The organism is Telluribacter humicola, assembly GCF_017355935.1.
GTDB lineage: Bacteria > Bacteroidota > Bacteroidia > Cytophagales > Spirosomataceae > Telluribacter > Telluribacter humicola.
The window spans coordinates 611,448-625,744 of record NZ_JAFIQT010000001.1; the positions used below are offsets into that span (position 1 = coordinate 611,448).

Annotated in this window: 15 protein-coding genes; 8 read left to right on the forward strand and 7 right to left on the reverse strand. The window is 47.8% G+C overall.

What is annotated here, in order from left to right:
- Positions 1-59 precede the first annotated feature (59 nt).
- A complete protein-coding gene (locus JUB14_RS02845; protein WP_207504251.1) occupies positions 60-767 on the reverse strand; it encodes a rhodanese-like domain-containing protein in 708 nt (235 codons plus the stop codon).
- A 122-nt stretch (positions 768-889) separates the two neighbouring features.
- Between JUB14_RS02845 and eno the strand changes: the two genes are divergently transcribed.
- From eno to JUB14_RS02880, 7 genes are all read left to right on the forward strand, one after another.
- Positions 890-2,161, forward strand: a complete 1,272-nt coding sequence (eno, locus tag JUB14_RS02850) for a phosphopyruvate hydratase (RefSeq protein WP_207504252.1) — start codon at positions 890-892, stop codon at positions 2,159-2,161.
- A gap of 60 nt (positions 2,162-2,221) precedes the next feature.
- Positions 2,222-2,569, forward strand: coding sequence for an FtsB family cell division protein (locus JUB14_RS02855; protein WP_207504253.1), 348 nt, complete (start codon positions 2,222-2,224; stop codon positions 2,567-2,569).
- A gap of 64 nt (positions 2,570-2,633) precedes the next feature.
- Complete coding sequence (locus JUB14_RS02860; RefSeq protein WP_207504254.1) at positions 2,634-3,131, forward strand: low molecular weight protein-tyrosine-phosphatase; 498 nt, start codon at positions 2,634-2,636, stop codon at positions 3,129-3,131.
- Positions 3,128-4,654 carry a 2,3-bisphosphoglycerate-independent phosphoglycerate mutase gene (gene gpmI, locus JUB14_RS02865; protein ID WP_207504255.1) on the forward strand — a complete coding sequence of 509 codons (1,527 nt, stop codon included), beginning with the start codon at positions 3,128-3,130 and terminating at the stop codon, positions 4,652-4,654. Before JUB14_RS02860 ends, gpmI begins: the two co-directional genes overlap by 4 nt.
- A gap of 72 nt (positions 4,655-4,726) precedes the next feature.
- Positions 4,727-5,296 (forward strand): hypothetical protein, encoded by a 570-nt coding sequence (locus tag JUB14_RS02870; protein WP_229367494.1) that lies wholly within the window; start codon positions 4,727-4,729, stop codon positions 5,294-5,296.
- 39 nt (positions 5,297-5,335) lie between these two features.
- Positions 5,336-6,853, forward strand: coding sequence for a M28 family peptidase (locus JUB14_RS02875; protein WP_207504256.1), 1,518 nt, complete (start codon positions 5,336-5,338; stop codon positions 6,851-6,853).
- Positions 6,854-6,979: 126 nt separating this feature from the next.
- A complete protein-coding gene (locus JUB14_RS02880; protein ID WP_207504257.1) occupies positions 6,980-7,930 on the forward strand; it encodes a DUF8428 domain-containing protein in 951 nt (316 codons plus the stop codon).
- A gap of 101 nt (positions 7,931-8,031) precedes the next feature.
- On the opposite strand, the gene JUB14_RS02885 is transcribed toward JUB14_RS02880, so the two are convergent.
- The 5 genes from JUB14_RS02885 to JUB14_RS02905 all read right to left on the reverse strand — a co-directional run bounded on the left by JUB14_RS02885 (position 8,032) and on the right by JUB14_RS02905 (position 12,608).
- Positions 8,032-8,925, reverse strand: coding sequence for a PPK2 family polyphosphate kinase (locus tag JUB14_RS02885; RefSeq protein ID WP_207504258.1), 894 nt, complete (start codon positions 8,923-8,925; stop codon positions 8,032-8,034).
- 61 nt (positions 8,926-8,986) lie between these two features.
- On the reverse strand, positions 8,987-9,565 hold the full coding sequence (locus JUB14_RS02890) for a non-canonical purine NTP diphosphatase (RefSeq protein ID WP_207504259.1): 579 nt from the start codon (positions 9,563-9,565) through the stop codon (positions 8,987-8,989).
- An 80-nt stretch (positions 9,566-9,645) separates the two neighbouring features.
- Positions 9,646-10,566, reverse strand: coding sequence for an FKBP-type peptidyl-prolyl cis-trans isomerase (locus JUB14_RS02895; protein ID WP_207504260.1), 921 nt, complete (start codon positions 10,564-10,566; stop codon positions 9,646-9,648).
- A 2-nt stretch (positions 10,567-10,568) separates the two neighbouring features.
- Positions 10,569-11,468 (reverse strand): FKBP-type peptidyl-prolyl cis-trans isomerase, encoded by a 900-nt coding sequence (locus tag JUB14_RS02900; RefSeq protein ID WP_207504261.1) that lies wholly within the window; start codon positions 11,466-11,468, stop codon positions 10,569-10,571.
- Positions 11,469-11,576: 108 nt separating this feature from the next.
- On the reverse strand, positions 11,577-12,608 hold the full coding sequence (locus JUB14_RS02905) for a DHH family phosphoesterase (RefSeq protein WP_207504262.1): 1,032 nt from the start codon (positions 12,606-12,608) through the stop codon (positions 11,577-11,579).
- A 203-nt stretch (positions 12,609-12,811) separates the two neighbouring features.
- Here JUB14_RS02905 and JUB14_RS02910 point away from each other — a divergent pair, with 203 nt between their 5' ends.
- Positions 12,812-13,231, forward strand: a complete 420-nt coding sequence (locus JUB14_RS02910; RefSeq protein ID WP_207504263.1) for a nucleoside-diphosphate kinase — start codon at positions 12,812-12,814, stop codon at positions 13,229-13,231.
- 75 nt (positions 13,232-13,306) lie between these two features.
- On the opposite strand, the gene JUB14_RS02915 is transcribed toward JUB14_RS02910, so the two are convergent.
- Positions 13,307-14,206 (reverse strand): alpha/beta fold hydrolase, encoded by a 900-nt coding sequence (locus JUB14_RS02915; RefSeq protein ID WP_207504264.1) that lies wholly within the window; start codon positions 14,204-14,206, stop codon positions 13,307-13,309.
- Positions 14,207-14,297 lie beyond the last annotated feature (91 nt).

Below are 14,297 nucleotides of genomic sequence, written 5' to 3' on the forward strand. Positions count from 1 at the left end.
ATACTTTTCGGATAAGAATAAGTCAGCAAGTATATCTAAAAGTTGTTTAGGATAAAATCTTAAAGGTTCGCTTCAATAACCTCTCGAAACTCTGACTCAGGCATAAGGCCTATGCCACGCCAGAGCAGCTTCCCATTCTTGTAAAGCAGAAACACCGGTATTTCATCTACGCCTAGTTGATGAGCCAGGGCTTTATTCTGGTCGTAGTTAATGGTTTCGATCAAAGCTTTGCCTTCGTACTCCTTGGTCAGCTTCTTGATCGAAGGCATCATCTTCTGACAGGGAGCGCACCAGGGAGCAAAGAAGTCTATCAGTACAGGTTTATCCGAAGAGATTAGCTTTGTAAAAGCCTCCTGGCTAATGGCATCTTTGGATGATGAACCTTTAGAATCAGCAACTACTTCTTTACCGGCCGATGACCATTTGAGATAGCCGCCCTGCATATCATACACCTCCTTGAATCCCTGCTCCACTAGCTTCTGCGCGGCACCGGCACTACGTCCACCCGACAGGCAGTACACGTACACAGGCTTCGATTTATCCAGGTTTTTGATCTCTTTCGCAAAGGCTTCGTTTCGGTAGTCCATATTGATGGCCTGGGGCAGATGCCCCTGTTGGTATTCAGCTGGAGTGCGTACATCTACCAGCTGCGCCTGTGGAACGGTGTTGAGCTTCTGGCTAAATTGTTCTACTTCCAGCTTGGTTTGTGCGTAGGCGGCCGAAGTAACAGAAAGCAGTAGAGCAAAAAAGATTATTTTATTTTTCATAAAAAGGGCGATATATAACCTTACATTTTTTTCAAAGTAGCATTGTCTGGGCGGTTCCCGAATTTTTGCGTTATTTTGTGCTGTTAAATTAACCATTAATTCAATCAAACCCAACGCTGCACATGAGTACTATCCAGTCAGTACATGCAAGACAAATCCTGGATTCAAGAGGAAATCCTACCGTAGAAGTGGATGTTCGTACCGAGAATGGCTTTGTGGGCCGGGCTGCTGTACCTTCGGGTGCTTCTACCGGAAAACACGAGGCTGTCGAACTACGTGATGATGACGCTAACGTATACGTAGGTAAAGGGGTTTTGAAGGCCGTAGAAAACGTAAATGATATTATATATCCTGAACTGATAGGTATATCGGTATATGAGCAGAATCTGGTTGATAAGATCATGCTCGAGCTGGATGGTACACCTAACAAAAGTAAGCTGGGAGCCAACGCTATTCTGGGGGTATCTATGGCCATAGCCAAAGCTGCCGCTCAGGAAGCCGGTATGTCGCTTTTCCGTTATGTAGGTGGTACTAATGCCAATACGCTGCCCGTACCTATGATGAACATCCTGAACGGAGGGAGCCACGCTGATAACTCGATCGACTTCCAGGAGTTTATGATCATGCCGGCTAAGGCTGATACTTTCTCTCAGTCACTACGTATGGGTGTGGAAGTATTCCATAACCTTAAGAAGGTACTGAAGAGCAAAGGCTATTCTACTAACGTAGGTGACGAAGGTGGATTTGCTCCTAACATTAAATCAAACGAAGAAGCTATCGAGATCGTAATCCAGTCGATCGAGAAAGCAGGTTACAAGCCAGGCGAAGAAATCTTCATCGCTATGGATGCCGCTACTTCTGAGTTCTATGAGGATGGTATGTACCACTTCAAGAAGTCAGACGGTCGTAAGTTAAGCTCGGCTGAAATGGCTGGTTACTGGGCTGAGTGGGTGAACAAGTACCCCATCATCTCGATCGAAGACGGTATGGACGAGGATGACTGGGATGGCTGGAAGTCACTGACTGAGCAGGTTGGCAACAAGTGTCAGCTGGTAGGTGATGACTTGTTCGTAACGAACGTAACTCGTCTGCAGCAGGGTATCGATCAGCAAATCGCCAATTCAATCCTGATCAAGGTAAATCAGATTGGCTCACTGACCGAAACTATCAATGCCGTAAACCTGGCGAAGCGCAACAGCTATAAGAGTGTGATGTCGCACCGCTCGGGTGAAACTGAGGATGCTACTATCGCTGACCTGGCCGTAGCTCTGAACACGGGTCAGATCAAGACTGGTTCGGCTTCCCGCTCAGACCGTATGGCTAAGTACAACCAGCTACTGCGTATTGAGGAAGAACTAGGCGAGACAGCTTACTTCCCTGGCCTGAAGTTCTAATTATTCTGAATGTATTTTCATAAACCGGAGCCTGGTGCTCCGGTTTTGTCCATTATAGCTATGAACAATACACCAACAAGTAACAGATGGTACAACTGGCTGCTTAGTCTGCGTCAGTTCTATACAGGTAGCTTTGTGATCTGGCTGATCTGGATTGTATTCATAGACAATAATAACGTGCGGGTAGTGTGGTCGAACTACTGGAAGATGAAAGATCTCGAACATGAAAAAGAGTACTACCAGGAAAAGATTACCGAAGTAAAGAAAGAGAGGGATGAGGTATTTGGCAGCCGTAAGCTACTCGAAAAGTGGGCCAGAGAAAAGTACCTGATGCGTAAGCCCACCGAAGATGTATATGTGATTGTGGATGAGAAAAATCAGCCTATTGAGAGCCGTAAAAGTGAGTAGTTTAGAGTAATTTTGGCTATCAAAACGGTTCTAATAGTCCCCTCTACCTAACCAAAACATTTCAGTGATCAATATACTATTTGTCTGTTTAGGAAATATCTGCCGTTCGCCTATTGCGGAGGGCGTATTCAGAGATCTGGTTGAGAAGCGGGAACTACAGGATAAAATAAAGTGTGACTCAGCCGGAACGTCATCGTACCATATTGGTGACCAGCCCGACCGGCGCATGTCTCAGATCGCCCGGCAGCGGGGCCTACAGCTCACCCACTGCGCCCGTAAGCTAAGCGGCGACGACTTCTACCAGTTTGACTACATACTGGCAATGGATGAAACCAATTTTGAGGACATCCGTAACATTAGCTACCGTAGCAGCGGGTTTTACTTCCCTGACGGGCAGCTGTACCTATACCGGGAGTTTGATCATCTGGCTAACGGAGAACTAACGGTACCGGACCCCTACTACGAAGACATTGCAGCATTTGAAGATGTATATGATATAGTGGAGCGCTGCGGCCATAACTTCCTCGATTTTTTAGTAGAAAAGCATCAATTACATACATGAGCAAGAAAGTAATACTAATCATAATGGACGGGTGGGGAATCGCCACCCAAACCGAGCGTTCGGCTGTCGACGCCGCTAACGTACCTTTTTACCGGAGTATCCTCAAGAAGTACCCACACAGCAAGCTGGCCGCCAGTGGACTGGCCGTGGGCTTGCCCGATGGACAAATGGGTAACTCCGAGGTAGGTCATACCAACCTGGGCGCGGGTCGGGTAGTATATCAGGACCTGGTGAAGGTAAACAAAGCCGTAGAAGAAGGTACACTGGCACAGGAGCCCGTACTGACCGAAGCGCTGGAATACGCTAAGACAAACAATAAAAAAGTACACTTTATAGGTCTGGTATCGGGTGGTGGCGTACACTCCCACATAGATCACGTCAAAGGTCTTTGCAGCATAGCACAGCGGGCGGGACTTTCGCAGGTATATGTACATGCCTTCACCGATGGTCGCGATACCGATCCACGTAGTGGTCTGGGTTTCCTTACGGAACTAGAGCAGCATCTGTCCAACACTACCGGCCAGATCGCCAGCATTACAGGGCGCTACTACGCCATGGACCGTGATAAGCGCTGGGAGCGCGTAAAACTGGCCTACGACGCCATGGTACGTGGTACCGGTCGTCCTGTACCCGGTAGCAAGCTGCTTGAGGCCGTGAAGGAGTCGTATGAAAAAGGGGTAACCGACGAGTTTATCGATCCTATCATAGCTGTTAAGGAAGATGGCTCTCCCGTAGCGCTTATCGAAGAAGGTGACGTAGTACTTTGCTTCAACTTCCGTACCGACCGTGGCCGCGAGATTACGCAGGCACTTACGCAGCAGGATTTCGTGGAGCAGAACATGCACAAGTTAGACCTACGCTATATCACCATGACCAACTACGACGATACGTTTAAGGGAGTCAACGTGATTTTTGATAAGGATAATCTTAACAATACGTTGGGTGAAGTACTCGAGCGGGCTGGTAAGAAGCAGATTCGTATCGCCGAGACGGAGAAGTACCCCCACGTAACGTTCTTCTTCTCGGGTGGTCGTGAGCAGCCTTTCGAAGGAGAAAGCCGTCTGCTGTGTCCTTCTCCCAAAGTAGCTACGTATGATTTGCAGCCTGAGATGTCGGCTTATGACATTCGGGATTCCATCATACCTGAGCTGGAGAAGGAAGAAGTAGACTTCGTGTGTCTGAACTTCGCTAATCCGGACATGGTAGGTCACACGGGAGTATTTGAGGCAGCTATTAAGGCTTGCGAAACCGTCGACGCTTGTACCCAGGCCGTAGTGACAACCGGCCTTAATCATGGCTATACATCCATCATCATCGCTGATCATGGTAACTCCGACTACATGATCAACGATGACGGTAGCCCCAATACCGCTCACTCCCTCAACCTGGTACCCTGCATCCTGGTGGATAAGGAGTATACTAAACCTATCAAAGATGGTAAGTTGGCGGATATAGCCCCTACTATACTGGCCCTGATGGAACTTGAGAAGCCCGCTGAAATGACCGGCGAAAGCTTGTTATAAACTATAGTCATCTAACGCTTGTTAGCCATGTCAGAGAGCCACAGCAGGCTCTCTGACTTTTTTATTTTGACCATGAAAAAAAGAACTACTCTCTTCCTGTTTCTTATTCTATCTACCGTCTTAGCCTGTCAGTCACCCGGTCCTACTCAGCAGCAACCCAATCTGTACTATGACGTAGCCGGATTCATCACCGGGCAGGTGCAGTTGCTTGCCCAGCAGAGCCCGTCGGTAAAGAAGACCATGATGGTAAACGGCGAAGAGGAGGTGCGTACTACTCAGGAGGTGGATTGGGATCAGGAGCTGGAGTTGTTTCTTCAGACGGATCTTAATAAGCCTGCCTATCGACTTAGCTATATTACATCCCGCCCTGACTCACTTACTTATGAGTATAAGATACGGCCCGACGAAGACCTGCCAGTCAGGTACCTGCGTGTAAAGTTGGATGCTCCGGGAGGTAAGCCGGAAGAAATACAGGCCAGACTACTGACTGAGAATAAATTGTATCAGTCCGAGAAGAACCTATTGTTACGTAGCGGAGCCGTTGGGGGTACCTGGCGCGTCAAGTCTTACCAGATCCAGGGGTACCAGGAGCTCGCTATCAGTGACCGGAAGCCCTTCGCCATCCGGGGCGAAATCAACTAATTACACGTCTAGTACCTATCATAACCTTACCTTTTTACTATGCATCATAGATCTTTTCTATCCACCTCACTATGCCTGCTCATGGCATTCAGCTCCTTTGCTCAGCAAAAAAAGGATCTCCCTGTATTTAATCTGACCAAAGAAGTAGCCGAGGCACACCTGCGTTTTCTGGCGTCAGATGAACTTATGGGGCGCCGTACCGGCGAAATGGGCAACCGCGTAGCAGCCCGGTACCTGGCCGAGCAATTCCGCAAGTACGGAGCTACCCCCGTACCCGGACAAAGTACTTTTTATCAGACGGTACCATTGGAACGAATTGGTGCCAGTGGAAAAGGGGAGCTGGTTGTGAATAACGAACCATTGCGTAACAACGAAGATTGGATGCTGATAGCGGGAGATGCCGCTAGCCTGTCGGCTCCCGTAGTGTACGCCGGTTATGGACTAGAAGATACTGCCAAAGGGTGGGAAGACTACAAAGGGGTGGATGTGAAAGGTAAGATAGTACTGGTGCAGAGCGGCTCTCCCGATAATCAGACTCCCGCTGAAATCATCGCCAGCTCTAATCGAAAGCGCCAGATAGCCGGGGAGAAGGGAGCCGTAGCACTCATTGAGCTTTTTACTGTGCCTATTCCCTGGAACATCGTTACCCGTAACTTTACCCGGGATCAGATCAGTTTGGCTCAGGGTAACGAAGGGGCTACCAGGACTTCTCTGCCGCATGTATGGGTAAATGGTAAAGAAGCCAGGCTGACACGATTATTGCGTGCTGCCAATACTACTGCCCAATTGAGTACCGAAGGACGTAAGAGCGAGCGGATCGTGAGCCATAATGTGGCAGCTTATATACAGGGAAGCGATCCTAAGCTCAGAGATGAGTATATCATCCTATCGGCGCATTATGACCACGTTGGTGTAGGTAAGCAGGGAGGGCAGCCGTACACGGCTGAGGATAGTATATTTAACGGTGCCCGTGACAATGCCTTCGGCTGCGTAGCGCTGTTGTCGTCGGCAGAAGCTTTGGCTAAAAATCCGCCAAAGCGCTCTGTATTGATACTCGCAGTTACCGGTGAGGAACTAGGATTGCTCGGAAGTCGTTATTATGCAAGCAACTCATTATTAGCACTTAATAAATGTATCTTTAACCTTAACTCTGATGGAGCCGGCTATAATGACACCAGTATAGTATCTGTAATAGGCTTAGATCGTACCGGAGCCAAAGCTGAGATTGAAGCCGCGGCAAAAGTATTTGGACTGGATGTAGTGGCAGATCCTTCACCGGAGCAAGGTTTATTTGATCGCTCAGACAACGTCAATTTTGCTATCAAAGGCATTCCCTCTCCAACATTTACACCCGGTTTTAGAAAATTTGATCAGGATATTATGAAGAACTATCACCAGGTGTCAGACAACCCGGAAACCGTTGATTTTGGCTATCTATTGAAGTTTTCGCAGGCATATACCTATGCCGCTCGACTCATAGCGGATCGTACTACAGCTCCTCAATGGACGGCAGGAGATAAGTACGAGGAAGCAGCCAAGAAATTATACGTTAAATAAATGGCAAACTTTTTTTACAATAATGTACAATAAAGGGCCGTTCCTTCACCGTAACCAACCAGCAAAGGCTTGTGAGAGAAACATGTACGCTTTTTTATTCTTTTTTCAACCTAAACAATTTGTAGTATGCAGAACGAACAAAAGAAAAAGCAGAGTGCGGCTTGGGCGGTGGTAGCTATCTTGGCTATTGCGACAAGTATATTTGGCTATTTGTTTGTACAACAAAAGCAGGAGTTAACACAACAAGAAACGGAAATCGTATCAAGAGCCAAGGAATTGGCATCCACACAAACCAAACTTGACTCAGTGTCAAGAGCATTAGACGCTAAAATTGCCGAAGTAGAAAGACTAGGTGGTGATGTGGAAGAGTTGACAAGAATGAGAGCTCAGCTGGAAGCAGACAAAGCTTCATTCCAGAAAAGTAACCGTAACGAAACCAGAAAGTACCTGGCTAAGATCAAAGAGTACGAGAAGTACCTGAACGAGAAAGATGTTGAGATTGCTCAGCTACGTGAGGAGAACCAGATGCTGATGGCGTCTAATGACTCTCTGAATACGCAGGTAGGATCACTTCGCTCGGAGCGTGAAATGCTGGTACAGCGTCAGACAGAATTGGCTGATACTGTAAACATCTTTACTGCTCAGAATCGTGAACTGACTGAGAAGGTAAATCAAGCTGCGGCTCTGAAGGCCCAGAACCTGAAAGTACTTGCTGTAACTTCCAAGGGTAAGACTAAGGACAACGACGCTTACAAAGCTAAGCGCGTAGACAAAATCAAACTGGTATTTGATCTGCCTGAAAATGCACTGACCCGTCAGGAGCCTAAGGATATCTACGTTCGTGTATTGGATCCGGAAGGAGCTGTACTGTCAGATGATGCAACTGGATCAGGTGAAATCAGTGTAGACGGTCAGGACACTAAGTTTACAGCTCGTCAGACTGTACCATTCACCAACAACAATCAGCGTGTTGAGATGGTCTATGACTATGCTTCACAGTTCCGTCCCGGAAAATATAGCGTAGAGCTGTATGCTGAAGGATACCGTATCGGTGGAGGTAATTTTGTAATCCGCTAATATATTTGGTTAATTAACTCCTTAAAAAAGCAGGCCTCATTGGGGCCTGCTTTTTTATATATACCGATTGTGTGTGGCTGTAATAGGCGTCCCTTGGAATACTACCTATTAGCAGTTTGTGCCTGTATGACGTTCACAAGTTGCTGGAGCTTCTGTCGCTGCTCTTCATCTGTGGCTGGGTAGCTCATGTCCAGTTTTTTCATCTCCTCTACGATAATCTTCCCAACCAACAGGCGCATATTTTTCTTGTCGTCAGCCGGTATGACGTACCAGGGAGCCACTTCCGTACCGGTCGCATTGATACAATCCTCATAGGCCTGCTGATATTTGTCCCACTGTTCCCGCTCAGTTACGTCGCCTTCCTCAAACTTCCAGTTCTTTAAAGGGGTACGGATACGGCTGATCAGACGGTCGGCTTGTTCCTGAAACGAAACGTTCAGGAAGAACTTTATAGTCCGGATACCATTGTGGTAGAGGTAGGTCTCCAGGTTGACCATATCTTGGTAGCGGTGCTGCCATACTTTGTCCAGATCTTTGGTTAGTTCGGCAGGAATACGCTGGTGCCTGGTAATGATTTCGGGGTGTACCTTCGCTACCAGTACCTCTTCATAGTAACTCCGATTAAATACTGCAATCATACCACGCTGAGGGAGGAGCAGATTTGATCTCCACATATAATCGTGGTCAAGCTCATGCTCAGTAGGGCGCTTGAACGAATGTACTTTTACACCCATCGGATTTACGCCTGTTAGTACGTGCTTGATCGTACTATCTTTACCGGCGGCATCCATCGCCTGAAAAATCAGCAACAGTCCGTACCTGTCGTGAGCGTACATCACACTTTGTAGCTCATCCAGTTCCTCCACGTATGATCTTAGGAGCTGCTGATACTGCTGTTTATCCTCATAGATATCTTTAAGGCGTGTCTGGGTATCCTGGATAGCAAAAGAACGGGTGCCATCGTACCTGAAAAGGTCAGAGCTGGGTATGTTCATAATTGGTTGGTGTGGATTTAAGTTCTTCTAATAACACTACTGGAATGACAGCCTGGTAAGCTTAGGAGCGCTCGCGCAGGAAGGCTGCTAGCTGGGCAAAGGCTCTGGCCCGGTGGCTGAGTTTTCCTTTTTCTTCCAGAGTCATCTCCGCAAATGTGCGATCATGCCCTTCCGGAACAAATACCGGATCGTAGCCAAAGCCATTGGTACCTCGCTTTTCGGAGATAATGGTACCTTCCACGGCCCCTTCGAACTGGTAAAACTGCCCATCCAGTGTCAGCGTTATTACTGTAACAAATCGTGCCTGCCGATCCGGCTTGTCAGCCAGGCGCTCCAGTAGTAGCTGTATATTATCTTCGGCATTACGCTGCGGACCTGCATAGCGGGCTGAGTATACGCCCGGTTCCCGGTCTAGAGCATATACTTCCAGGCCGGTATCATCGGCAAAGTTATTAACCTGATAGCGCTGCCAGATGTACTCTGCCTTTTCGTGTGAGTTTTCGGCTATGGTTTCATGTGTTTCAGGAATATCATCGTGGTAACCTATATCCTGCAGCGTAAGCAGCCGGAAGTTATCTCCGAGCAGGGCCTGTATTTCAGTAAGTTTATGGGTATTATTAGTGGCAAAGCAGAGTTCCATAAAAGAGGTCTTGTATAGGTAGGTATAAAAAAACGGCCATTCCAAAATTGGAACAGCCGTCGTAGGTAATGTGTTTAAGCCTATTTTTTCTTACGCAGTACTTCTACCTCAAAATGCAGCGGAGCATAAGGTGGTATACTAGGGCTTTTGCCCTGCGGGCCATAACCGAGGCTGGAAGGGAACAGCAGGTTGGCCTTCTCACCCACCCGTAGCTTCTTCAGACCTTCGGTGAAACCCTGAACAACACTATTGCTGCTAAGGGTAACATCCATTGTATCTGACTGAAATATGGTGTTATCCGTAAAACGGCCAGTATACTTCACCGAGTAGGTAGCTGTTTCGTTGAGTAGTGCGGAGTCGGGACGAGCAGTCAGTAGTCCAAACCGGAGGCCGCTCTCAGTGGGAGCTGCAGCCTGTATGCCATACTTAGTCATATAGTCATTCAGTTGCTCTGTCTCAGTACGGATACTTACTACCTTTATATCCAGACGATAAGGGGTATAGGCAGGTAGTGTAAGTGAACCTGAGGTACCTATGCCCAGGTTGTAAGGCACAAAAAGGGTGATAGAGTCGCCTTCTTTGGCAACCTGGTTAAACAGGATTACCATCGCCTGGTCGTTCAGCAGCGACAGGTTGTTCGTCGAGCCAATAGTAGTGGTCAGCCTCGAAGCGCCATACGTAGCCTTTTTAGGAACGCTGCTTACGCTGCTGTCTACTACCATGCCATCCAGGCGCGAAAGCACGTACTGTACCTGCAGCTCATCACCTACGGCGGCTTTCTGCCCGCTCGTACCTGTTGATACAACGCGGTAGTACAGCCCTTCATCCGTGCGTTGAGCCGTAATCCCATTCTGTGACAGGTACGCCTTTATCTCACGGTCGTTTTGCTCCTTCTTCTCGTTATTGAAAATCTCAGATTGCTCCTGACACGCAAACAGGGTAGCGCAGAAGATAGCTCCCAGCGCTACTACCCATCCAAGTTTATTTTTAATTTTCTTCATCCTTAAGGCATATTATTACCTGGTGCTGCTTTTGAGAAGTCTACAAGTTCAACATCAAATACCAGTACTGAATTTGGTGGAATAGCTCCGGGAGCACCTTCCTGACCATAAGCCAGACCTGATGGAACGATCAGGGTGCGCTTGCCCCCCTTCTTCATGGACATGATACCTTCTTCCCAACCCGGAATGACCATACCAACTCCAACGCGGAAGTCGATGGGTTGACCACCAGTCTGAGGGTTATCGCGGGAGCTGTCAAATACTTTACCATCTAACAGCTTACCGGTGTAGTGTACTTTTACTACATCGCCTTGGCCCGGAGTAGCGCCTGTACCTTCCTGCTGTACTATATAACGCAGTCCTGACTCAGTTTTTTGTACTTTACCCTGCAGATTATTTTTGGCCACATATTCCTCAATTACTTTTTCATCTACACCTTTCTGCTTGGCACCCTGTGCAGCCTGCTCTTTCTGAAATTCTTCTGAAGTCTGAACATCCATCACCTTAACGGTAAAGCCCAAATCAGAGCCCTTCTTGATCATAGGAGGCATAGGCTGCTGCATCTTGGTAAAAAGTGAGTCAGCATTTACATAAAAAGTAGCACTGTCACCTTTAGCCAGCATAGCCAGTCCTTCTTCAAAGCTACCTTTAAAAGGCGCCTGCTGAAGTACCAGTTTAACGGGAGCTGACTCCTTATAGGTATCACGTAGTACCGAGTCCTCACTGTTCTTCAGGACAAGATGGAAGGTCATTATATCACCCAGTTTGGCTTGGCGGGCGTCGTCATTGTGCTCGTGGAGCTGGTACTTAAGGCCGTTTTCTGTTACCTGCGTGCGGTATTGGTTGCAGGAGGCGGCCAGGATACCTACACCTAGCGCAAAACCGATTGTTCTGAAATTCATTGGTTTGTAATTTATAAAAAAGGTATTGTTGAATGTTTGTTTATACTCTTGATTGGATATTAACTCCTATAACGTAAAGTTTTAACTTTTTGTGTCTTAATGCCAGATTTAGAGTACGCTATCAAGCTGCTCCTGATAATCGGGCAGTACAGCCAGGAAGCGCTGTATGGTTTCGGCCAGCGATAGTGAAGTCCGTCCACCGGAGGCATTCCTATGGCCACCGCCGTTGAAGTGAGCGTGTGCCAGATCACGTACTGAAAAATCTCCCGCCGAGCGAAAAGAAATCTTTACTTCGCCCTTACGCTCTACAAACAGGGCAGTCATGACTACACCTTCTACCTGTAAGCCGTAGTTGACGAGGCCATCGGTATCCCCCACGCTGGAAGAGTACAGCTCCAGATCAGCCGCAGTAAGTGTCATATATGAAGTACGGTACTCGGGCAGGACGTGAATCTTTGACAGAACATGGCCCAGCAACTGTAGCCTTGACAGGGGAGAGCTATCGTAGATCAGACGGTGGACCCGGTTGATCTCAAAGCCGGTACGCATCATGTCGGCTACGGCCAGATGTACTTCCGGAGTAGTACTGGCGTGTCTGAACGAGCCGGTGTCGGTCATTATACCGGCGTACAGGCACTCGGCGATAGGAATATCCCGTTCATCCTGAAACAGGCTCGGGTCTAGTTCTTTAATTACTTTATAGATGAGTTGGGCAGTAGCCGCCGCTTTGGTATCCCACACCATCAGGTCAGCAAATTGCTCCGGTTCGAGGTGATGGTCTACCAGTAGCTTGGTAGCACTGGCCTCCTGCACTACTTTACCCAGATCCTTAAGTCGTGACAGAGCCGAAAAATCAAGGCAGCAGATAAGGGTAGCGTTTGCTATATGTTGCTGACAGATCTTACGTGATGCCGCACCTTCCTCATAGACCAGTACGGTTTCGATGCCCGGGAGCCAGCGCAGATTAGCCGGGTAGTCGGTAGGGCTGATGACAGTAACCTGGTGCCCTTGCCTCCGCAGAAAGAGCGCCCATCCCAGAGATGAACCGAGCGCGTCAGCGTCAGGGTCGCGGTGCATCGTAATGATGATGCGCTGAGGTTGGGATAAAAGATCGCGTAACGCGGCTATCGCTTGATTCACTGTGATTGTATTATAAATATAGAAAAGCTCCAGAAAGCGCACAAAATTAACAAAAGTGTTGAGATTTGGATAAGATTGCGCTTCGGTCGCTGATAGTCAACTATTTATTTATAAGAGTCAAATTGCCGCCAAACAGGATACTGGTGAGGGTATTATAATAGAATTGACTTATTTTTACGCGCAAATAAAATTATAGATTTACTATGTCAGGTAACAAAACCTTCACAATGATCAAGCCCGATGCCGTAGCTGACGGCCATACCGGAGCTATCATCAAAATGATTGAAGAGGCAGGATTCAAAGTTGTAGCAATGAAGAAAACCCAGCTAACCAGTGAGCAGGCTGGCCAGTTTTATGCCGTACACAAGGAGCGCCCTTTTTACGCTGACTTGTGTCGCTACATGTCGTCCGGTGCCATTGTACCCATGATTCTTGAAAAGTCAAACGCCGTAGCCGACTTCCGGACACTGATCGGTGCTACTGATCCGGCCAAGGCAGATGAGGGCACGGTACGTAAGCTATATGCCAAATCTATTGAGGCCAATGCTATCCACGGCTCCGATTCGGACGAAAACGCAGCTATCGAAGGAAGCTTTTTCTTCGCCGGTACCGAGCAGTACTAATCCCGCCAGTATCTTATTACAACAGAAAGCCCCGAGCCACACCTGGCCCGGGGCTTTCTGTTAGTAGTATCTTGATTATTTATTAGCAAGTTCATTCAGCTTCTGCGGAGTGACAAGTTCCAGCAGGCTCTCACGGATCAGATCAGGACGATCCCACAGAATAGAGTGCCCGATTCCTTCTAGTGGAACCAGCTTCAGTGAGGCGGCATTAATAAGTCGTTTCTGAGCATACTCTGCGTTAGAGAAGTAGATCAGCCCGTCGGCTTTGCCATGTAATAGTATAATCTTGGACTGGATTCTGTCCCAGCCATCCTGAATATCTTCCAGAGCTTTCAGGTGATTGAGCTTTTCATCGTTAGCTACCAGGATGAGCGTTGGAAAAAACCACCTGAACAATGGATTGGCAATCGCATAGCTGATAGGGTAGATATATTCCTGACCGGGAGCCAGCGACGAGGACACAAACAAGATACCGGACACTTTCTCCGGGTTATTCATGGCGAGCTTGGCTACTACTGCTCCTCCGTACGAGGAGGCAGCCAGTACCACCTTACGCCCCTGGGCCGCATAGCGATCTATGACGGGCTGTAAATACCGGGCCTGATCAGATATGGATATAACCGATTTGCCAAAATCAGAGTAGCCATAGCCGGGACGATCTACGCCAACCAGCATGGTACGCCGCAACAGGGCAGTATCTTCATAAAATCTGGTAAAAAAACTTAATGAACTGGGAGCGCCGTGTATCATGATGGTAACAGGCAAGGTATCTGCCCCAAACTCTACATAACGAACCGTCCGGTCCTCAAACTTATATCGATGAATCTCTGGCTTAATGGATAAGGTGGTAAAATGATTTTTTATATCTTCATCACTGATCCTATAATCAATATGCTGAGCTAACCACCACATAACCACAAGCGACACCATCAGGAGCGCCATTGACCATTTCACCCACAGGCGATGATATTTCATAGATGTCATAAGTACAGTTTCCGTCTTCCGTTACACATAGCTTTTGTTCTTCAGCTAACAAAAAAAACGAAGCACAGGTTACCATGCTTCG

Bases quoted from the DNA above. Each gene is read 5' to 3' on its own strand.
- JUB14_RS02845 (WP_207504251.1), bottom strand. From the start codon at position 767: ATGAAAAATAAAATAATCTTTTTTGCTCTACTGCTTTCTGTTACTTCG.
- eno (WP_207504252.1), top strand. From the start codon at position 890: ATGAGTACTATCCAGTCAGTACATGCAAGACAAATCCTGGATTCAAGA.
- JUB14_RS02855 (WP_207504253.1), top strand. From the start codon at position 2,222: ATGAACAATACACCAACAAGTAACAGATGGTACAACTGGCTGCTTAGT.
- gpmI (WP_207504255.1), top strand. From the start codon at position 3,128: ATGAGCAAGAAAGTAATACTAATCATAATGGACGGGTGGGGAATCGCC.
- JUB14_RS02870 (WP_229367494.1), top strand. From the start codon at position 4,727: ATGAAAAAAAGAACTACTCTCTTCCTGTTTCTTATTCTATCTACCGTC.
- JUB14_RS02875 (WP_207504256.1), top strand. From the start codon at position 5,336: ATGCATCATAGATCTTTTCTATCCACCTCACTATGCCTGCTCATGGCA.
- JUB14_RS02880 (WP_207504257.1), top strand. From the start codon at position 6,980: ATGCAGAACGAACAAAAGAAAAAGCAGAGTGCGGCTTGGGCGGTGGTA.
- JUB14_RS02885 (WP_207504258.1), bottom strand. From the start codon at position 8,925: ATGAACATACCCAGCTCTGACCTTTTCAGGTACGATGGCACCCGTTCT.
- JUB14_RS02890 (WP_207504259.1), bottom strand. From the start codon at position 9,565: ATGGAACTCTGCTTTGCCACTAATAATACCCATAAACTTACTGAAATA.
- JUB14_RS02895 (WP_207504260.1), bottom strand. From the start codon at position 10,566: ATGAAGAAAATTAAAAATAAACTTGGATGGGTAGTAGCGCTGGGAGCT.
- JUB14_RS02900 (WP_207504261.1), bottom strand. From the start codon at position 11,468: ATGAATTTCAGAACAATCGGTTTTGCGCTAGGTGTAGGTATCCTGGCC.
- JUB14_RS02910 (WP_207504263.1), top strand. From the start codon at position 12,812: ATGTCAGGTAACAAAACCTTCACAATGATCAAGCCCGATGCCGTAGCT.
- JUB14_RS02915 (WP_207504264.1), bottom strand. From the start codon at position 14,206: ATGAAATATCATCGCCTGTGGGTGAAATGGTCAATGGCGCTCCTGATG.